The organism is Candidatus Sodalis pierantonius str. SOPE, from assembly GCF_000517405.1.
Lineage (GTDB): Bacteria > Pseudomonadota > Gammaproteobacteria > Enterobacterales > Enterobacteriaceae > Sodalis_C > Sodalis_C pierantonii.
The window spans coordinates 1,114,533-1,134,411 of sequence record NZ_CP006568.1; the positions used below are offsets into that span (position 1 = coordinate 1,114,533).

The 19,879-nt window shown below is 54.4% G+C and carries 13 protein-coding genes, 1 tRNA gene and 5 pseudogenes; 8 read left to right on the plus strand and 11 right to left on the minus strand.

Translation table 11 applies throughout. The features are described 5' to 3' along the window. Positions 1 to 21: 21 nt before the first annotated feature. Both efp and SOPEG_RS05795 read left to right on the plus strand, forming a co-directional pair. The gene (gene efp, locus SOPEG_RS05790; protein ID WP_025244368.1) at positions 22 to 591 is read left to right on the plus strand and encodes an elongation factor P; all 570 of its coding nucleotides are present in this window, start codon (positions 22 to 24) and stop codon (positions 589 to 591) included. Positions 592 to 781: 190 nt separating this feature from the next. Then, a pseudogene (locus SOPEG_RS05795) lies at positions 782 to 1,984 on the plus strand (IS256-like element ISSoEn2 family transposase); the annotation flags it as partial. Positions 1,985 to 2,170: 186 nt separating this feature from the next. On the opposite strand, the gene SOPEG_RS05800 reads toward SOPEG_RS05795, so the two are convergent. From SOPEG_RS05800 to SOPEG_RS28180, 3 genes and pseudogenes are all read right to left on the minus strand, one after another. Next, entirely contained in the window at positions 2,171 to 3,094 is a 924-nt protein-coding gene (locus SOPEG_RS05800) for an IS5-like element ISSoEn1 family transposase (RefSeq protein ID WP_025244624.1), read from the minus strand. A gap of 229 nt (positions 3,095 to 3,323) precedes the next feature. Continuing rightward, positions 3,324 to 4,236, minus strand: a pseudogene (locus SOPEG_RS26045) (IS5 family transposase); the annotation flags it as partial. Between the two features lie 237 nt (positions 4,237 to 4,473). Next, positions 4,474 to 4,740 (minus strand): hypothetical protein, encoded by a 267-nt coding sequence (locus SOPEG_RS28180; RefSeq protein WP_025244625.1) that lies wholly within the window; start codon positions 4,738 to 4,740, stop codon positions 4,474 to 4,476. Between the two features lie 26 nt (positions 4,741 to 4,766). Between SOPEG_RS28180 and SOPEG_RS05820 the strand changes: the two genes are divergently transcribed. Further along, the gene (locus SOPEG_RS05820) at positions 4,767 to 5,690 is read left to right on the plus strand and encodes an IS5 family transposase (protein ID WP_025244626.1); all 924 of its coding nucleotides are present in this window, start codon (positions 4,767 to 4,769) and stop codon (positions 5,688 to 5,690) included. Positions 5,691 to 5,891: 201 nt separating this feature from the next. On the opposite strand, the pseudogene SOPEG_RS05825 reads toward SOPEG_RS05820, so the two are convergent. Further along, positions 5,892 to 6,452 (minus strand): annotated as a pseudogene (locus SOPEG_RS05825) (UbiX family flavin prenyltransferase); the annotation flags it as partial. An 11-nt stretch (positions 6,453 to 6,463) separates the two neighbouring features. Continuing rightward, positions 6,464 to 7,946, minus strand: a pseudogene (locus SOPEG_RS05830) (UbiD family decarboxylase). Between the two features lie 380 nt (positions 7,947 to 8,326). Between SOPEG_RS05830 and SOPEG_RS05835 the strand changes: the two are divergent. Then, complete coding sequence (locus tag SOPEG_RS05835; RefSeq protein ID WP_025243834.1) at positions 8,327 to 9,250, plus strand: IS5-like element ISSoEn1 family transposase; 924 nt, start codon at positions 8,327 to 8,329, stop codon at positions 9,248 to 9,250. A 221-nt stretch (positions 9,251 to 9,471) separates the two neighbouring features. Here the strand turns inward: SOPEG_RS05835 and SOPEG_RS05840 are convergent. After that, positions 9,472 to 9,546, minus strand: a tRNA-Gly gene (locus tag SOPEG_RS05840). Between the two features lie 148 nt (positions 9,547 to 9,694). Next, the gene (orn, locus tag SOPEG_RS05845; protein WP_025244628.1) at positions 9,695 to 10,240 is read right to left on the minus strand and encodes an oligoribonuclease; all 546 of its coding nucleotides are present in this window, start codon (positions 10,238 to 10,240) and stop codon (positions 9,695 to 9,697) included. Between the two features lie 103 nt (positions 10,241 to 10,343). Between orn and rsgA the strand changes: the two genes are divergently transcribed. The 3 genes from rsgA (at position 10,344) to mscM (ending at position 15,705) form a co-directional block, all read left to right on the plus strand. Continuing rightward, positions 10,344 to 11,372 carry a small ribosomal subunit biogenesis GTPase RsgA gene (gene rsgA / locus SOPEG_RS05850; RefSeq protein WP_025244629.1) on the plus strand — a complete coding sequence of 343 codons (1,029 nt, stop codon included), beginning with the start codon at positions 10,344 to 10,346 and terminating at the stop codon, positions 11,370 to 11,372. Positions 11,373 to 11,465: 93 nt separating this feature from the next. Beyond that, positions 11,466 to 12,353 carry an archaetidylserine decarboxylase gene (gene asd, locus SOPEG_RS05855; RefSeq protein ID WP_025244630.1) on the plus strand — a complete coding sequence of 296 codons (888 nt, stop codon included), beginning with the start codon at positions 11,466 to 11,468 and terminating at the stop codon, positions 12,351 to 12,353. Between the two features lie 31 nt (positions 12,354 to 12,384). Next, positions 12,385 to 15,705, plus strand: a complete 3,321-nt coding sequence (mscM, locus tag SOPEG_RS05860) for a miniconductance mechanosensitive channel MscM (RefSeq protein ID WP_025244631.1) — start codon at positions 12,385 to 12,387, stop codon at positions 15,703 to 15,705. A 214-nt stretch (positions 15,706 to 15,919) separates the two neighbouring features. On the opposite strand, the gene epmA is transcribed toward mscM, so the two are convergent. Then, positions 15,920 to 16,897, minus strand: a complete 978-nt coding sequence (epmA, locus tag SOPEG_RS05865; protein ID WP_025244632.1) for an elongation factor P--(R)-beta-lysine ligase — start codon at positions 16,895 to 16,897, stop codon at positions 15,920 to 15,922. A gap of 243 nt (positions 16,898 to 17,140) precedes the next feature. On the opposite strand from epmA, the pseudogene SOPEG_RS24205 reads away from it, so the two are divergent. After that, positions 17,141 to 17,679, plus strand: a pseudogene (locus tag SOPEG_RS24205) (lipocalin family protein). 523 nt (positions 17,680 to 18,202) lie between these two features. Here the strand turns inward: SOPEG_RS24205 and SOPEG_RS24210 are convergent. The 3 genes from SOPEG_RS24210 to SOPEG_RS05870 all read right to left on the minus strand — a co-directional run bounded on the left by SOPEG_RS24210 (position 18,203) and on the right by SOPEG_RS05870 (position 19,784). Then, positions 18,203 to 18,334, minus strand: a complete 132-nt coding sequence (locus SOPEG_RS24210) for an entericidin A/B family lipoprotein (RefSeq protein ID WP_025244633.1) — start codon at positions 18,332 to 18,334, stop codon at positions 18,203 to 18,205. A 107-nt stretch (positions 18,335 to 18,441) separates the two neighbouring features. After that, positions 18,442 to 18,561 (minus strand): entericidin A/B family lipoprotein, encoded by a 120-nt coding sequence (locus tag SOPEG_RS24215; RefSeq protein WP_200867887.1) that lies wholly within the window; start codon positions 18,559 to 18,561, stop codon positions 18,442 to 18,444. 8 nt (positions 18,562 to 18,569) lie between these two features. Then, on the minus strand, positions 18,570 to 19,784 hold the full coding sequence (locus tag SOPEG_RS05870; RefSeq protein ID WP_025244634.1) for an IS256 family transposase: 1,215 nt from the start codon (positions 19,782 to 19,784) through the stop codon (positions 18,570 to 18,572). Positions 19,785 to 19,879: the final 95 nt, after the last annotated feature.

Below are 19,879 nucleotides of genomic sequence, written 5' to 3' on the forward strand. Positions count from 1 at the left end.
TTTATATTTAAGAGGACCACCATGGCGTCTTATAGTAGTACCAATGAATTCCGTTCCGGTCTTAAAATCATGCTTGATGGCGAGCCGTGCGCGATCATTGAGAATGAATTCGTGAAGCCCGGCAAAGGCCAGGCGTTCAACCGGGTCCGTCTGCGCAAGCTGGTTTCCGGCAAAGTGCTGGAAAAAACCTTCAAATCCGGTGACTCGGTGGAAGCCGCCGATGTGATGGATATCAACCTGACTTACCTGTACAACGACGGTGAGTTTTGGCATTTCATGAATAATGAAAACTTTGAACAGCTGGCCGCCGATGCCAAAGCCGTCGGCGACAATGCCAAATGGCTGGTCGAACAGGCCGAATGCGTGCTGACATTGTGGAACGGCCAGCCGATTGCCGTGACGCCGCCTAACTTCGTGGAGCTGGAAATCACCGAAACCGATCCGGGCCTCAAAGGCGATACCGCCGGCACCGGCGGCAAACCCGCCATGTTGACCACCGGCGCGGTGGTGAAAGTACCGCTGTTCGTTCAGATTGGTGAAGTGATCAAAGTCGATACGCGCTCCGGCGAGTATGTCTCCCGGGTTAAATAACGCGTTACGGGAAACGCCGTCCCAGAGGCGGCGGTAGCTGACTTTTGGCATTCGTGGATTTTTGGAACCTGGTTGGCAAAAATGACCAAGCTATTGTTGCTCGTCGTTCTGGCATTAAGAGCCTGTTTAGAAATTTGTGTATTTGCCTGATTTTGATATGTTCAATCCAACATCAAAAACAGGTTAATTTATGGACGAAAAACAGTTGCAGGCTCTGGCTAACGAACTGGCCAAAAATCTCAAAACCCCTGAAGATCTCAGTCACTTCGATCGGCTGCTGAAAAAAATCAGCGTCGAAGCAGCTCTCAATGCCGAAATGACCCATCACCTCGGCTACGATAAAAATCAGCCTAAACCGGGGACCAACGCCCGCAACGGCTATTCCACAAAAACCGTTACCACTGGCGATGGCCCGCTGGCGCTGCGTACTCCGCGCGATCGTGACGGTTCCTTTGAACCGCAACTGGTGAAGAAGAACCAGACCCGGATTACCGGGATGGATAACCAGATTCTATCGTTGTACGCCAAAGGGATGACCACCCGCGAGATCGCCGCCGCGTTCAAAGAGCTGTATGACGCCGATGTCTCGCCGGCGCTGGTCTCAAAGGTCACCGATGCGGTCATGGAGCAGATTGTCGAATGGCAAAACCGGCCTCTGGATGCAGTTTATCCCATTGTTTATCTTGACTGTATCGTTCTAAAAGTCCGGCAGGACAGCCGCATCATCAACAAATCTGTGTTCCTGGCGCTGGGCATCAACATCGAAGGCCAGAAAGAGTTGCTAGGTATGTGGCTGGCCGAAAATGAAGGCGCAAAGTTCTGGCTGAACGTGCTGACAGAGCTGAAAAACCGCGGCCTGAACGATATCCTTATCGCCTGCGTAGACGGGCTGAAAGGTTTCCCTGACGCTATTAACGCGGTGTATCCGGAGGCGCGGCTCCAGCTGTGTATCGTGCATATGGTGCGCAACAGCCTGCGGTTCGTCTCCTGGAAGGACTACAAGGCCGTCACCCGCGACCTGAAAACTATCTATCAGGCCCCTACGGAAGAAGCCGGCTTGCAGGCGCTGGAAGCGTTCTCCAGTGCCTGGGACATCCGCTACCCGCAAATAAGTCGAAGCTGGCAGGCAAACTGGGCCAATCTGGCCACGTTCTTTGCCTACCCAACGGACATCCGCAAGGTGATCTACACGACCAACGCCATCGAGTCGTTAAACAGCGTGATCCGGCATGCCATCAAAAAGCGCAAGGTGTTCCCGACCGACGACGCAGTGAAAAAGGTGGTGTGGCTGGCGATACAGGCGGCCTCACAGAAATGGACAATGCCTTTGAGGGACTGGCGCATGGCAATGAGCCGCTTTATTATCGAGTTCGGTGACCGCCTGGACGATCACTCTGAGAAAAGGCATTTACACAGAATCCGGTACGGGCTCCCCCGGTTTAGGCTGATTTTTATCGTAGCCGAGGTGATGGGTCATTTCGGCATTGAGAGCTGCTTCGACGCTGATTTTTTTCAGCAGCCGACGCTTTGTTGAATAAATCCGAAATTTTTGACGACTTCCTCCCTATCAGGGCGATTGTTACATGATGCGGACGCTGTTTGGCATTCCTAACAACGTGATCCGGTTAAGCGCTTTGACCATTGCCATAGCCTCACCTACCTGCGCGTCATAGTCATGCAGACTCAGATGACCACCCAGAAGTATTTTAAACCGGAACATGGCCGTTTCAGCCAGTGAACGCCGGTGATAACCTACTTTCTTTTTCCAGGTATCGTTATTGCCGCTCAGATGCTGATTTGCCACCGCATGGTTACGCTCATGGTATCGAGCTGGCCAATATTGCGCACCACTTCGCGGTGGGATAAGCGGCTTTATTTTTTTCCTCAGCAGAGCATCATGACAGTAACGCGTATCGTAAGCACTGTCAGCCGACGCTTCCCTGATTTTCCGGTGGGTTTGCTTAATCAGCCCGGGCAGCGCCTGCGCATCTGTCGTACCGCTTAGCGATAAATCGGCACAGATAATTTCATGTGTCGCGCTATCTACTGCCAGATGAAGCTTGCGCCATACTCTGCGCCTCTCAGCCCCATGCTGCCTGACTTTCCATTCGCCTTCGCCGAAGATTTTCAGGCCGGTGCCATCGATGACCAGGTGTGAGATTTCGCCGCGGGTTGGCGTTTTTATGCTGATGTCGACGGTTTTTGCTCGCCGGCTGACCAGAGAGTAATCTGGGCAGCGCAGCGACAGCCCCATCAGTTTAAAAATCGAGTCAACGAAACCCTGTAACGCCCGGAGCGAAAGGTTAAACACGCGCTTTATCATCAGAACCGTGGTAATGGCCATATCGGTGTAGTGAAGCGGCCGGCCACGATGTTCAGGTGGTGTACTCTCAGTCCATGCAGCAATGGCTGACTCATCAAGCCATACTGTCAGGTCCCCCCGCTGCCTGAGCGCATTGTTATATGCGGGCCAGTTGGTGATTTTAAACTTTTGCTTTGCCATGGGGACCTGATGTTGAAACGAATGTAGTGATCAGAGCCGCCAGTCACCTAAAAGTTCGATTTATTCAACAAAGCCAGCAGCCGATCGAAGTGACTGAGATCTTCAGGGGTTTTGAGATTTTTGGCCAGTTCGTTAGCCAGAGCCTGCAACTGTTTTTCGTCCATAAATTAACCTGTTTTTGATGTTGGATTGAACATATCAAAATCAGGCAAATACACAAATTTCTAAATAGGCTCTTTGGCATTCCTAACAGCGTGATCCGGTTAAGCGCTTTGACCATTGCCATAGCCTCACCTACCTGCGCGTCATAGTCATGCAGACTCAGATGACCACCCAGAAGTATTTTAAACCGGAACATGGCCGTTTCAGCCAGTGAACGCCGGTGATAACCTACTTTCTTTTTCCAGGTATCGTTATTGCCGCTCAGATGCTGATTTGCCACCGCATGGTTACGCTCATGGTATCGAGCTGGCCAATATTGCGCACCACTTCGCGGTGGGATAAGCGGTTTTATTTTTTTCCTCAGCAGAGCATCATGACAGTAACGCGTATCGTAAGCACTGTCAGCCGACGCTTCCCTGATTTTCCGGTGGGTTTGGTTAATCAGCCCGGGCAGCGCCTGCGCATCTGTCGTACCGCTTAGCGATAAATCGGCACAGATAATTTCATGTATCGCGCTATCTACGTGCCAGATGAAGCTTGCGCCATACTTTGCGCCTCTCAGCCCCATGCTGCCTGACTTTCCATTCATCTTCGCCGAAGATTTTCAGGCCGGTGCCATCGATGACCAGGTGTGAGATTTCGCCGCAGGTTGGCGTTTTTATGCTGATGTCGACGATTTTTGCTCGCCGGCTGACCAGAGAGTAATCTGGGTAGCGCAGCGACAGCCTCATCAGTTTAAAAATCGCGTTAACGAAACCTTGTAACGCCCGGAGCGAAAGGTTAAACACGCGCTTTATCATCAGAACCGTGGTAATGGCCATATCGGTGTAGTGAAGCGGCCGGCCACGATGTTCAGGTGGTGTACTCTCAGTCCATGCAGCAATGGCTGACTCATCAAGCCATCCTGTCAGGTCCCTCCGCTGCCTGAGCGCATTGTTGTATGCGGGCCAGTTGGTGATTTTAAACTTTTGCTTTGCCATGGGGACCTGATGTTGAAACGAATGTAGTGATCAGAGCCGCCAGTCACCTAAAAGTTCGATTTATTCAACAAAGCCCGTACATGCCGCTATCATCAATGTAGTGTGGCGTAATGTTGGAATCATAAACGGTAAAGGTAAGAGCACTCATCAAGTTTTGAACTTTTTCAGGATAGTGAAATGTGCTCATGGCGCCACCAAATAAAAAAGCCACTAGTAATCCAAAGTAATATAATAGAATTATCCTGATAACTCTATTAATATAATAAAAAATTTTTTTGATGACTGAAAACCATGTGGATAATAATGAGTGGTATAAACCATAATGAATCCGCTGATAACAAAGAAAACATCAACACCTATTATTCCTTTCCCTAAAATAATATCCCATACGGAAGTGCCGATTTCATCATTATCACGAAGATAAAAACGGTAATGAAAAAAAAGACTAATAAAGCGGCTTTGTTGAATAAATCGAACTTTTAGGTGACTGGCGGCTCTGATCACTACATTCGTTTCAACATCAGGTCCCCATGGCAAAGCAAAAGTTTAAAATTACCAACTGGCCCGCATATAACAATGCGCTCAGTCAGCGGGGGGACCTGACAGTATGGCTTGATGAGTCAGCCATTGCTGCATGGATTGAGAGTACACCACCTGAACATCGTGGCCGGCCGCTTCACTACACCGATATGGCCATTACCACGGTTCTGATGATAAAGCGCGTGTTTAACCTTTCGCTCCGGGCGTTACAGGGTTTCGTTGACTCGATTTTTAAACTGATGGGGCTGTCGCTGCGCTGCCCAGATTACTCTCTGGTCAGCCGGCGAGCAAAAACCGTCGACATCAGCATAAAAACGCCAACCCGCGGCGAAATCTCACACCTGGTCATCGATGGCACCGGCCTGAAAGTCTTCGGCGAAGGCGATTGGAAAGTCAGGCAGCATGGGGCTGAGAGGCGCAGAGTATGGCGCAAGCTTCATCTGGCAGTAGATAGCGTGACACATGAAATTATCTGTGCCGATTTATCGCTAAGCGGTACGACAGATGCGCAGGCGCTGCCCGGGCTGATTAACCAAACCCACCGGAAAATCAGGGAAGCGTCGGCTGACAGTGCTTACGATACGCGTTACTGTCATAATGCTCTGCTGAGGAAAAAAATAAAACCGCTTATCCCACCGCGAAGTGGTGCGCAATATTGGCCAGCTCGATACCATGAGCGTAACCATGCGGTGGCAAATCAGCATCTGAGCGGCAATAACGATACCTGGAAAAAGAAAGTAGGTTATCACCGGCGTTCACTGGCTGAAACGGCCATGTTCCGGTTTAAAACACTTCTGGGTGGTCATCTGAGTCTGCATGACTATGACGCGCAGGTAGGTGAGGCAATGGCAATGGTTAAAGCACTTAACCGGATCACACTGTTAGAAATGCCAAACAGCGTCCGCATCATGTAACAATCGCCCTGATAGGAAGGAAATCGTCACAAATTTCGGATTTATTCAACAAAGCGGACCAAAGGTCATCGGCAGCGCCACGCGCAGCCTTTCAGGCACTTTAGTGCCGAGAAATGCACCGACAAGCCCCCCTATCAGCACGGCGCTCCCATTGACAAACGGGCCCACTACCATTATTAACTCCTTCTTTCTTCTATTTTTTTCACCCCAGCGCGTGAGGCCCCCAACGTCCAGATCAAAAAGATCCAGCGCGCGGGCTACGCTGTGATGAACGATGTCATCCACCGATTGGGGTTGTTGATAAAAGGCGGGAACGGGGGGATAGATAATCCCGCCCATTTCGCTCACCAGATGCATATTTCTAATCTGTGTCAGATTAAGCGGTGTCTCACGCACCATTAGCACCAGGCGCCGACGCTCTTTTAGAATAACGTCCGCCGCCCGGGTTAACAAATTACCGGCTAACCCGTGGGCAATGGCGGCTAATGAATTCATAGAGCAAGGCGCGATAATCATGCCAAGGGTTTTAAAGGAGCCGCTGGCAATAGCGGCGCCGAGATGATGAATGCTGTGGACCTCATCGGCCAGGGCGACCACCTGCTCCCGCTGCCAGTGGATTTCCATCGCGCGGGTGACTTCCTCCCCTTTGGTCACCACCAAATGCACTTCGATATCTTGGTCACGCAGCAGCATTAGCGCTTTCATGCCGTACTGAAAACCGGATGCGCCGCTGATATCCACGATAATGTGCCTTTTGCCCACGGCCGCCTCTCTTATACAAAATCTGGCAGAAAACGTTTCACATCAACCCGTTTGAACTTGGAACGTTCAAAGTGCGCCTTGAGGTGCCAGGGGACGGTACAGTCAAAAATCGTCTTGCACGTCATCCCTTGCTACAAAATGCTCGGGCTGTAGGCAGGCATTTGCGATGGGTCGAGCGGATGGCAGCGCACGCCGGGAATGAAAACGGTATCGACGTCACCCTGATAACGCGTCTGCATCGCCCAAAGAATGTCGTCGGTGTCAAAAAAGTCGACATCCTCATCTACCACAATCACCTGCTTAAGTTCCGAGAATGCGGCAAAGGCAATAAGCGCGGCCTGCCGCTGGCGGCCTTCATCCACCGGCGAGGCTTTGCGAAATTGCAGCACCGCCAGTAGCTTACCGCCGCCGGCGGTATGCGCGTTCACGTTCAGGACACGCCCCGGCATGGCGCGGTCGAGCATATCGAGAATGCTGGCCTCGGTCGGAATGCCCGCCATGCTGACATGCTCGCCGCTGGGGCCGAGCGTGGTTTGTAAAATTGGCTGACGGCGGTGAGTTACCGCTTTTACTTTAATCACCGGCAGCGCGTCTTTGGCCTCGCCGGTGTAGCCCGGAAACTCCGGCATGGCTTTACCGGTATGGGTATTCTGGTCCTCACGTACGCGCACATGCGGCAACAGCTCGCCTTCAATAACGATTTCCGCCTGGGCGATGGCGCGTTCATCAATGGTCAGGCACTGCGCCAGTTCCACCGGTTTACCGCGTAGCGCGCCGGCAATACCGAGTTCATTAAAGCCCAGCGGCGTGGTGGGCGGCTCGAAGCAGGCGGCGATTTCAATCGCCGGATCGACGCCGATGTTAATAGAAATCGGCAACGCCCTGCCCGCCTTCTCCGCTTTTTCGCGGAAAGCATCAATATGACGGCCGGGCGTCAGCCACATCGACAGTTCATCCCGGCTTTGAATACACAACCGGTGAATGGTGATATCCGATTCGCGCGTGTCGGGATCAGAGGCGTAGCACATGCCCATCGTGAAATAAGGGCCGGCATCCTCTTCCGTATTGGTGGGCGCAGGCAGTAACGTACGCAAATCAAAGGCCGGATCATCGGCATAATGGACGACTTCCTGGCAAACCGGCGCACTAGAGGCCAGCACCGGGGCGATGGCACGTTGAACAGAGTCACGCAGCAAAAAGCCCAGCTTTTCCGGCGCACAATCGAGCAAATGGCCGACGCGTTTGCGGGTGGACATCAGACCGGTCACCACGCGCACCTCGGGAAAACCTTTAATCTTGTTGAACATCATGGCCGGCCCCTTACGGATCGGACGTTCGCAAGTCCTCCCCCGCCTCGACATAACGATAAACGCCGAATAATTCGGCGTGGGGATCGACTTCGGTATCGGTGCTGACAAATTCACCGTCTCTTTTTTTTAGTAATTCAATGGCTGAGCGTAAATCATAGGGGACCGTTTCTTTGTGACTTGACATATTCCCTCCGGCGAATAATGCGAAACGCAATAATTGGCAAGAACTATAGCGCCAATAAAATGAAGGGAAAACTACCGTTTATATTTCCTCCCCAAACCTTTTTGGTTTAGGAGAGAAATAACCCGTATCAACGTGAGTCAAAGAATACAGCCACGGATAAGAAAATTAATAAAAATACTTAAATATCAACTGATTTCTATTTTCTTGACGGCTTCATCCAGCGAATAGATTATGGCATGTAGGGCGGCCTTGGATATATTGGCTTGTGATAGTCGCGTATTTAACGCAGTTTTCATATTATGAATGGCTTTGTTGAATAAATCGAACTTTTAGGTGACTGGCGGCTCTGATCACTACATTCGTTTCAACATCAGGTCCCCATGGCAAAGCAAAAGTTTAAAATCACCAACTGGCCCGCATATAACAATGCGCTCAGGCAGCGGGGGGACCTGACAGTATGGCTTGATGAGTCAGCCATTGCTGCATGGACTGAGAGTACACCACCTGAACATCGTGGCCGGCCGCTTCACTACACCGATATGGCCATTACCACGGTTCTGATGATAAAGCGCGTGTTTAACCTTTCGCTCCGGGCGTTACAGGGTTTCGTTGACTCGATTTTTAAACTGATGGGGCTGTCGCTGCGCTGCCCAGATTACTCTCTGGTCAGCCGGCGAGCAAAAACCGTCGACATCAGCATAAAAACGCCAACCCGCGGCGAAATCTCACACCTGGTCATCGATGGCACCGGCCTGAAAATCTTCGGCGAAGGCGAATGGAAAGTCAGGCAGCATGGGGCTGAGAGGCGCAGAGTATGGCGCAAGCTTCATCTGGCAGTAGATAGCGCGACACATGAAATTATCTGTGCCGATTTATCGCTAAGCGGTACGACAGATGCGCAGGCGCTGCCCGGGCTGATTAACCAAACCCACCGGAAAATCAGGGAAGCGTCGGCTGACAGTGCTTACGATACGCGTTACTGTCATGATGCTCTGCTGAGGAAAAAAATAAAGCCGCTTATCCCACCGCGAAGTGGTGCGCAATATTGGCCAGCTCGATACCATGAGCGTAACCATGCGGTGGCAAATCAGCATCTGAGCGGCAATAACGATACCTGGAAAAAGAAAGTAGGTTATCACCGGCGTTCACTGGCTGAAACGGCCATGTTCCGGTTTAAAATACTTCTGGGTGGTCATCTGAGTCTGCATGACTATGACGCGCAGGTAGGTGAGGCTATGGCAATGGTCAAAGCGCTTAACCGGATCACGTTGTTAGGAATGCCAAACAGCGTCCGCATCATGTAACAATCGCCCTGATAGGGAGGAAGTCGTCACAAATTTCGGATTTATTCAACAAAGCGCCTTTTCTGCGGTTAATGGCAACGTTCAGATAGCTAATGACAAGCCGTTATTTTTGCGATGGAGCAGTGTAAGCACGATGGCAGCAGTGGGAATGGCGTATTTTGTGTCAAAATCAGGAAAGGCGAAGGCTCTGCCGAGGCAATGGCGGTACGATAGAGAAGAATTGGAGCGGGAAACGAGGCTCGAACTCGCGACCCCAACCTTGGCAAGGTTGTGCTCTACCACTGAGCTATTCCCGCTTGGGCGTAACGTGAAAGTCTGGCGTTACGGGGAGCGAATTATACGGAAAACGCCACCGGCTGCAAGCCTTTCAGCGACAAAATGGGGTTTCGCCGGTGCGATTGACGCAAAAATAACCACACCGGCGCCATTTTCACCGCAAAGCGGCTATAGACGGATAAAATGCTCGCGATAGTAGGCCAATTCCGCCACCGACTCGCAGATATCGTCCAGCGCCTGATGGGTATTTTTTTTCTTCAGTCCGGCCAGAATTTCCGGCTTCCAGCGGCGGGCCAGTTCTTTAAGCGTACTGACATCCAGATAACGGTAGTGGAAATACGCTTCCAGCGCCGGCATATAGCGGAACAAGAAGCGCCGGTCCTGGCCAATGCTGTTGCCGCAAATCGGCGACTTGCCGGCAGGGACCCATTCGGCCAAAAAGGCCAGCGTCTGCGCCACCGCCGCCTCTTCATCCAGTTGGCTGTGACGGACCCGGTCAACCAGTCCGCTGGCGGTATGGGTACGCACATTCCATTCATCCATCAGCGCTAACTGGGCGTCGGATTGATGTATCGCCAGCACCGGCCCTTCCGCAAGAATAGCCAGATTGGCGTCGGTGACAAGCGTCGCGATTTCAATAATGCGATCGCGCTCGGGATCCAGCCCGGTCATTTCCAGATCAATCCAAATCAGGTTGTTATCATTTACCGGCATGATTTTCTCGTAGTAAGGGATTTTACGGCTTATCTGATAGAATACCCTGTATGATAGCCGTTTTCGTCGCCACGGGCGATGCATCCGTACTAAGTGAGGCGCAGTGAGCAAAAATAAACTGTCCAAAGGTCAGGAGCGCCGGGTACAGGCCAACCATCAGCGCCGCCTGCAGCAGCGTGAGCGCGGCGCCGCCCAATGGGACGACCAGCAATTGGGGGAAGCCCAGAAGGGGGTGGTCGTTAGCCGGTTCGGCATGCATGCCGACGTGGAGGACGCCGCGGGCCGCATTTACCGCTGCAATCTGCGCCGCACGCTGAAATCCCTGGTCACGGGTGATCGGGTGGTCTGGCGCGCGGGTAGCCCTCAGCCGTCCGGGGTCAGCGGTATTGTAGAGGCGGTCCATCCGCGCCGTTCGGTGCTGACTCGTCCCAATGTGTATGACGGCGTCAAACCCATCGCGGCAAATATGGACCAAATCGTCATTGTCTCCGCGCTTTTGCCCGAGCTGTCTTTGAATATTATCGATCGCTATCTGGTAGCGTGCGAAACGGTGGAGGTGGAGCCGCTTATCGTTTTGAATAAAATTGACCTATTGACGGCGGCATCGCGGGCGGACGTGGAGCGGCAAATGGCTATCTATCGCCGCATCGGCTACCGGGTGCTGATGGTGTCAAGCCATACCGGCGAGGGGATGGATCCTTTCCGGGAGACGCTGGCCGGGCGAACCAGTATTTTCGCCGGTCAGTCGGGGGTGGGCAAATCGAGCCTGCTCAATGCGCTGCCGCCGCCGGATCACGAGAAGATTTTGGTCAATAGCGTCTCCGATAACTCGGGGCTCGGGCAGCATACCACCACCACCGCCCGGCTATATCATTTCAGCCACGGAGGCCATTTGATTGACTCCCCGGGGGTACGGGAATTTGGTTTGTGGCATCTGGCGCCGGAACTTATTGCCCGCGGTTTCGTCGAATTCAGGGATTATCTGGGCACCTGTAAATTCCGCGACTGCCGCCATGATACCGATCCCGGCTGCGCGATCCGGGGGGCGGTGGAAAGCGGCGCCATCGCCCGCGAACGCTTCGATAACTACCATCGTATTCTCGACAGTATGGCGCAGGTCATACGCCCGTAAGGCGTTTTGATGGCCTGATCGCTGACATTTATTGCCGCCGCCGGTACAATGCGGCCCCCTTTGGCTATCCATTGAAACAGGAAAGAGGTCCCCGTGCTGGACAGGATAAAGATAGCTCTACAACACCTACTGCCTAAGTGCTGGCTGACGGAGCTGGCCGGCTGGGGCGCAGAACGCCGCGGCGGTTGGCTTACCCGCTGGGTTATTACGCTGTTCGTGCGCTGCTATAAGGTCGATATGCAGGAAGCGCAGCAGCCGGATGTCGCCGCCTATCCCGCCTTTAACGCCTTCTTTGTCCGGCCGCTGCGCGACGACGCGCGGCCCATTGATGCCGACCCGGCGGTAATGGTCTTGCCGGCGGATGGGATCATCTCGCAGCTCGGCCCCATTGAGGGAGAGCAGATATTCCAGGCGAAGGGGCACCATTACAGTCTGGAAGCGCTGCTGGCCGGCAATGAGCCGATGATCGCCCACTTTCGCGACGGCAACTTCGTCACGACTTATCTGGCCCCGCGCGATTATCATCGCGTGCATATGCCTTGCAACGGCGTGCTGCGCGAAATGCTGTACGTGCCGGGGGAGTTGTTTTCGGTGAATCCGCTGACCGCGGCCAATATCCCCAACCTATTCGCCCGTAACGAGCGCGTTATATGCCTGTTCGATACCGAGTTCGGCCCGATGGCGCAAATTTTGGTGGGCGCGACCATTGTCGGCAGTATCGAGACCGTCTGGGCGGGCACCGTCACGCCGCCGCGGCAGGGGATTATCAAACGCTGGCGCTACCCGCGGGCGGACGCCGACGAGGCGGTGGTACTGCTGAAAGGACAGGAAATGGGGCGCTTCAAACTGGGTTCCACCGTCATCAACCTGTTTGCCGGCAAAAACGTGCTGCTGGGCGATCATCTGTCCACCCGCTATGTCACCCGCGTCGGCCAGCGGCTGGCCCACGGCACCACGCAAACCGACAGCCCGCTGACCTGAATCCTCTACGGTTAACAAGAGAGTCCTCACCTTGCGCCCGATTACACTTTTTCTCCTGGGGTGGCTGCTGGCCTCCCCGGCCTTCGCCGCCAACCAGCCAGACGAGGGCCAGCTCAAAAAGGAACTGCAGCAGGCGCAGGATGATAAAACCGCGCCGAACCAGGCGGCGATGGTCGAGGCGCTACAGTCAGCGCTGAACGCCCTCGCCGAGGGTAAAGCGTCCAGCGCCAAAATACGGGAATATCAGAAAGCCATCGACGACTTTCCGGCGCTGACACGCCAACTGCGGGATGAAAAAGACAGCGAACCGGATGAACCCGACCCTCTCAGCCCCAAACTCGCCAGCAGTGAACTGAATCAACGGCTGCTACAGGCCAATAGTCAATTGATGGATTTGGCCGGCCAGTTACAGCAAGAGCAGGATCAGGCGCGCGCCATCAGCGACTCGCTGGGCTTGCTGCCGCAGCAGCAGACCGAAGCGCGCAGGGCGTTAAGCGATGTGGAACAACAGCTCCAAGCGCTGCCCACCCCCGGCACGCCGCTTGAACAGGCGCAGGCCACCGCGCTACAGGCTGAACAGGCCGCCCGCCGCCTCAAGGTGGAAGAGCTGGATCTTGCCCAGTTAAGCGCCAATAACCGCCAGGAGTTGTCGCGCCTGCGCGCCGAGCTGCTCAAGAAACGTCATGACCGCGTGGATCAAGCGCTACAGGCGCTGCGCAACCAGCTTAATAGTCTGCGTCAGCAGGAGGCGGAGCAGGCCATCGAACACACCGAAATGCTGGCGGAACAGGTCGGCGAGCTGCCAAAGTCAATCGGCATCCCGTTGCAAACTAATCGCGAACTGTCCATTGCGCTGAATCAACAGGCGCAGCGCATGGATCTTATCGCCTCGCAGCAGCGGCAGGCCGCCTCGCAAAGATTGCAGGTCCGTCAAGCGCTTACGACGCTACGCGAGCATGCGCAATGGCTGGATGAGTCGCCGGCGCTCGGGGAAACTCTGCGCACCCAGGTGTCCAGGTTACCGGAGATGCCCAAACCTCAGCAGCTCGACAGCGATATGGCGCAGTTGCGCGTGCAGCGCCTGCATTTTGAAGACTTAATGAACAAGCTGCCGCAGTTTGCTCAGGGAACGCAGGACGACGGTTCCCCGCTGACGCCGGCGCAGCGCCGCATTCTTGACGCGCAGCTCGCCACCCAGCGCAACCTGCTCAATGCGCTGCTGACCGGCTGCGATACCCAAATCCTGGAGCTTACCAAGCTGAAGGTGGCCAATAGCCAGCTTGAAGAGGCGATGAATGAGATCCAGGAAGCGGCCCATCGCTACCTGTTCTGGGTGGCCGACGTCAGCCCGATTGGCCTTTCCTACCCGCTGCACGTCGGTCAGGATCTGCGCCGGCTGGTGACCCTGGATACGTTCAGCCAATTGACCCACGCGCTTGGCATGATGCTGACCAGCCAGGAAACGCTCATTCCGCTGTTAGGCGTGCTGTTGCTGGTTGGGTTCAGCCTCAGTTCCCGCCGGCATTATCATGCCTTTCTTGAGCGCTCCAGCGGCCGGGTGGGGAAGGTGAATCAGGACCATTTTTCCCTGACCCTGCGCAATGTGTTCTGGTCGGTACTGGTTGCCCTGCCGCTGCCGGTCCTGTGGGCGGCCCTAGGCTATGGCTTGCGCCACGCCTGGCCCTATCCGGTGGCGGTCGCTATCGGTGACGGCGTCAGCGCCACGGTGCCGGTACTGTGGGTGTTTATGGTATGCGCCCACTTCGCCCGCCCGCAGGGGCTATTTATCGTGCATTTTGGCTGGCCACAGCAGCAGGTGAAGCGCGCGCTGCGCTACTACACGCTGTCTATCGGTATGATCGTACCGTTGATTATGGCGCTGATATCGTTTGATGATTACAGCGAGCGGGAATTTGCCGGCACCCTGGGCAGATTATGCTTTCTCCTATTGTGCGCCTGTCTGGCGCTGGTGACCAGTAGCCTGAAACGCGCAGGCTTGCCGCTGTATCTTGATAAGCACGGCGCCGGCGATAATGTCGTCAACCGTTCGTTGTGGAATCTGATGATCTGCGCCCCCATCATCGCGGCCGCGGCGGCGTGTCTGGGGCATCTGGCGACCGCGCAGGCGCTGTTGGCGCGGCTGGAAACCTCGGTTGCGATCTGGTTCTTCCTGCTGATTATTTATCACATTATTCGCCGCTGGATGTTCATTCAGCGGCGGCGCATCGCCTTCGAGCGCACCAAGCAGCGCCGTGCGGAGATGCTGGCCCAGCGGGCGCGCAATGAAGAAGATTTGTCGCAATCCCAGCTGAATGATGCCGCCGCCGAAGTCGATGAAAAGGTGTTGGATCTCGATACCATCAGCGCGCAATCGCTACAGCTGGTACGTTCCATATTGACGCTGATTGCGCTGCTATCGGTGATTTTATTGTGGTCGGAGTTGCATTCGGCGTTCGGCTTCCTGGAAAACATTACCCTTTGGGATGCCACCTCCACCACTCAGGGCGTCGATAGCATCCAGCCGATTACGCTCGGCGCGGTGCTAATCGCCATTCTGGTCTTCATTATCACCACCCAGATAGTGCGCAACTTGCCCGCACTGTTGGAGCTGGCGCTGCTGCAGCATTTGGATTTAACCCCCGGCACAGGGTATGCCATTACCACCTTGACCAAATATGGCCTGATGCTGTTGGGGGGAATAATCGGTTTCTCCATGATAGGCATCGAGTGGTCGAAACTACAGTGGCTGGTGGCGGCGTTAGGCGTAGGGCTGGGGTTTGGCCTGCAGGAGATCTTCGCCAACTTTATCTCCGGCCTGATGATCCTGTTTGAAAAACCGATTCGGATTGGCGATACCGTTACCATTCGCAATCTGACCGGCAACATTACCCGTATCAACACCCGCGCCACCACCATTACCGACTGGGATCGAAAAGAGATCATCGTGCCCAACAAGGCCTTTATCACCGAACAGTTCGTCAATTGGTCGCTATCCGATACCATCACGCGCGTCGTGTTGAGCGTGCCCGCCCCCGCGGGGGCCAATATCGAGCAAGTGGCGCACATTCTGGTGCAGGCGGCGCGCCGCTGCCCGCTGGTGTTGGAGCTGCCGGCGCCGGAAGCTTTCCTGGTGGATTTACAGCAGGGTTTACCGCTATTTGAGCTGCGTATGCACGCCGCCGAAATGGGACACCGGATGCCGCTGCGCCATCAGGTCCACGCGCTGATCTTGGAAGGCTATCGTGAGCACGGCATGGAATTGCCCTTCCCGCCCTTCCAGCTGCGCAAGGATCAAATCAAGGCCGATAATACCCCTGGCAACCGCATCAAGCCGGAAAGCGGCTCGCTCTGACGGGGGACGGCTCGCCGTCCTCTACACTGAGCGCGCGGGCGGCGAAACGCATCAGCCGCTTTGCGAGCAAACGCCGGCAAAGCCGGACGCGGCACCTGGCGGTGCTACCGGGCAGTCAGTAACGGCGGTGGTCCCGTCAACACGGGGCGGACAGAACCTGCGATAGCGTCTACGCCGGCAAAGGCCTTTGGCGTTGCCGCACCAACGGGGGCGCTTAGGCGCGCTCCACCGGAAAGGCGATCACATTACTCAAGCGCTCGGCCTTCAGCGCCAGCATGACCAGTCGATCCACGCCTAACGCCACCCCGGAACACTCCGGCATACCCTGCGCCAGGGCCGCCAGTAAATTTTCATCGATAGGCTGTTCGGTCAGGCTCATCGCCACCCGCTTGCGGTTATCCTGCTCGAAGCGCTGGCGCTGCTCGCGCGCATCGGTTAATTCACGGAAACCGTTGGCCAGCTCAATGCCCTTAAAATAGACTTCAAACCGGTCCGCCACCCGATGATCCTCGGTGCTGATTTCCGCCAGCGCAGCCTGAAAAGCGGGAAAATGGTAAACAAAAGCCGGCTTATCGCGCCCGATGTTGGGTTCGACCACCATAGCAAACAGCAATTGCAGCAGGGTATCGCGATCGTCCTCGGCAGAAGTCGCCTCACCGAGATCCCATTTAACCGCCGCCTCATACAACTGCCCTTTGTCCGCCGATAAAGGATCAATACCCACATGTCGGGTAAAGGCCTGCTGATAAGAAAGCGTTTCCGCACTGTCGCAATCCAGGATCTGCTGCAGGAGATCGTCAACCTCATTCATCAGGCGGTACATATCATAATGGGGGCGATACCACTCAAGCATGGTAAATTCCGGATTATGATAACGACCGGCTTCCTCATTACGAAAGCTGCGGAAAAGCTGGAATATAGGGCCGCTACCGGCCGCCAGCAGGCGCTTCATGTGATATTCGGGACTGGTCATCAAATACAGCGGCATACCGCCGGCCGCGCCTGGCCCGATAAAGCGGGTCTGGAATGGAACAAGATGGATATCCGTCACCGTTGCCTGGCTCATGGCCGGCGTTTCTACTTCAAGTAATCCGCGATCGCTAAAAAACCGCCGGATCTGGCCCACAATTGCAGCACGCTTTAACAAGTTGGTAATGGGCGCGCTTGGTTGCCAGCTGGCCGAATCGCTCATATTTTTCCCTCCGTTAAACAGGGGATGCAGTCTACCCGTATCTTTGAGCGCAAACAAATATCACCGTCGCCCTTTTTAACGTTGGCCACGCCTTAGAAAAGGGGTGGGTTAGCGCTTTCCATTCTTAATACAACGACCTGTACCGTTTCGCATCAGTCGCCTTCCCCGCTTTTTTTATCGGGCCGGCTACACATTCGTGGCGGATTACTACACTTATTTCTTTTCCCTAATGGATTATGCGCTATGTCTGCATGGCGAACCTTTTCGCTGCTCATCTCTTCGCTGCTGTCTTTATCCTGTAGCGTATCGCCGCCCGCCGGCGTGCTACCGGTTGAGCCTTTTGCCGTCGACCGCTATTTGGGGACCTGGTATGAAATCGCCCGTCTCGATCACCCCTTTGAGCGCGGCCTGGATCATGTTACCGCCCAATACATCCTTCGTTCTGACGGCAGTATCAAGGTCATCAATTCAGGATTCTCCGCCGCCAAACAACGCTGGAAGCAAAGTATCGGAAAGGCGCGTTTTCTTGGCTCGCCGCAGACCGCCTTGCTAAAGGTCTCTTTTTCGGCCCCTTCTACGGCGGCTATCACGTTATCGCCCTGGATGAAGGTTACCGTTATGCGCTGGTTGCCGGACCGAGCAGTGATTATTTGTGGATTTTATCGCACACGCCAATGCTGGATGCACAGGCGAGGCAAGCGCTGCTGCACACCGCCAGGGAACTCAACTTTCCGGTGGACAGCCTGATTTGGGTTAAGCAGGACATGCCGCCGCCGGTATAAGCGTTGTTGGCGCCCTCATAGTGAAACGCGTTGACGCTGGCAAGGAAGCCGGATGTATGGATACCGATAAGCGAACCTGACGTATTGACGCCGACAACGATAAGGGGTTCATCGGCGCTGGGAAATCAAAGAAAATAAGAACACGCTCCGGGAAATTGGACAACAGCCAGCAGCCGACAGCCCACAGGCAGCAGGCAGCAGGCGCAACGGTACACTGTTCGCGGTGGGGGTAAACTGAGAAAACGGCTGACCACTTTGATAACGGTCAGGAAAATCACGAGTAACGTCACAAACCAGCGTCAATGAACGTCACAAACCCGCATCAGTGTCAGTGTCAACGAGAGCGTGAATAAGAAGACGAGCGGTGAAAGCAGAGAGGGGGTAAATATCATACAAAGCAAAGGGATACGGCCAAGCACTTTCTCTGGTCGTACCCCCTCGGACATCGCTTGCGCTACATCATCCTAAGCCTTTGAGGGGCGCGGTGCGCAAAGGTGAAGCTTTAATCGCTACCGAATTGCCGTTACTGTGCTGCGCGCTGAATCGCCTCACCACCCGCAGAGACGTCTTCACCGGCACCACGGGTGGTGTTACACGCGGTCAGGGAAGACAACACCACAACTGATAACAGGGCAATGACAGTTTTTTTCAACATAGTATTATCCTTATAATGAACACCAAACGTGATTCACTATAAGCATAGTTTAACTATCCCGTTTCTGTAGCCAACATGCTCAATTTCAGACTTTTTACGCACTGAGATCAGCTGGCGACCTGGGAAATGGCCCCGCCGAGATGTTGTACATCTTCGCCGAAGCCGCGGGTGGTATTACACCCGCTTAAAGTCGTTAATGCCGAGCCCGTACCGGATTCTGTGTAAATGCCTTTTCTCAGAAGTGACCGTCCAGGCGGTCACCGAACTCGATAATAAAGCGGCTCATTGCCATGCGCCAGTCCCTCAAAGGCATTGTCCATTTCTGTGAGGCCGCCTGTATCGCCAGCCACACCACCTTTTTCACTGCGTCGTCGGTCGGGAACACCTTGCGCTTTTTGATGGCATGCCGGATCACGCTGTTTAACGACTCGATGGCGTTGGTCGTGTAGATCACCTTGCGGATGTCCGTTGGGTAGGCAAAGAACGTGGCCAGATTGGCCCAGTTTGCCTGCCAGCTTCGACTTATTTGCGGGTAGCGGATGTCCCAGGCACTGGAGAACGCTTCCAGCGCCTGCAATCCGACTTCTTCCGTAGGGGCCTGATAGATAGCTTTCAGGTCGCGGGTGACGGCCTTGTAGTCCTTCCAGGAGACGAACCGCAGGCTGTTGCGCACCATATGCACGATACACAGCTGGAGCCGCGCCTCCGGATACACCGCGTTAATAGCGTCAGGGAAACCTTTCAGCCCGTCTACGCAGGCGATAAGGATATCGTTCAGGCCGCGGTTTTTCAGCTCTGTCAGCACGTTCAGCCAGAACTTTGCGCCTTCATTTTCGGCCAGCCACATATCTAGCAACTCTTTCTGGCCTTCGATGTTGATGCCCAGCGCCAGGAACACAGATTTGTTGATGATGCGGCTGTCCTGCCGGACTTTTAGAACGATACAGTCAAGATAAACAATGGGATAGACTGCATCCAGAGGCCGGTTTTGCCATTCGACAACCTGCTCCATGACCGCATCGGTGACCTTTGAGACCAGCGCCGGCGAGACATCGGCGTCATACAGCTCTTTGAACGCGGCGGCGATCTCGCGGGTGGTCATCCCTTTGGCGTACAACGATAAAATCTGGTTATCCATCCCGGTAATCCGGGTCTGGGTCTGGTTCTTCTTCACCAGTTGCGGTTCAAAGGAACCGTCACGATCGCGCGGAGTACGCAGCGCCAGCGGGCCATCGCCAGTGGTAACGGTTTTTGTGGAATAGCCGTTGCGGGCGTTGGTCCCCGGTTTAGACTGATTTTTATCGTAGCCGAGGTGATGGGTCATTTCGGCATTGAGAGCTGCTTCGACGCTGATTTTTTTCAGCAGCCGATCGAAGTGACTGAGATCTTCAGGGGTTTTGATATTTTTGGCCAGTTCGTTAGCCAGAGCCTGCAACTGTTTTTCGTCCATAAATTAACCTGTTTTTGATGTTGGATTGAACATATCAAAATCAGGCAAATACACAAATTTCTAAACAGGCTCTACCATGCTGCACAACGGTCTTG

Bases quoted from the DNA above. Each gene is read 5' to 3' on its own strand.
- SOPEG_RS05800 (WP_025244624.1), bottom strand. From the start codon at position 3,094: ATGGCAAAGCAAAAGTTTAAAATCACCAACTGGCCCGCATATAACAAT.
- orn (WP_025244628.1), bottom strand. From the start codon at position 10,240: ATGCCGGTAAATGATAACAACCTGATTTGGATTGATCTGGAAATGACC.
- SOPEG_RS05870 (WP_025244634.1), bottom strand. From the start codon at position 19,784: ATGGACGAAAAACAGTTGCAGGCTCTGGCTAACGAACTGGCCAAAAAT.
- SOPEG_RS24210 (WP_025244633.1), bottom strand. From the start codon at position 18,334: ATGTTGAAAAAAACTGTCATTGCCCTGTTATCAGTTGTGGTGTTGTCT.
- SOPEG_RS05835 (WP_025243834.1), top strand. From the start codon at position 8,327: ATGGCAAAGCAAAAGTTTAAAATCACCAACTGGCCCGCATATAACAAT.
- SOPEG_RS05820 (WP_025244626.1), top strand. From the start codon at position 4,767: ATGGCAAAGCAAAAGTTTAAAATTACCAACTGGCCCGCATATAACAAT.
- epmA (WP_025244632.1), bottom strand. From the start codon at position 16,897: ATGAGCGATTCGGCCAGCTGGCAACCAAGCGCGCCCATTACCAACTTG.
- efp (WP_025244368.1), top strand. From the start codon at position 22: ATGGCGTCTTATAGTAGTACCAATGAATTCCGTTCCGGTCTTAAAATC.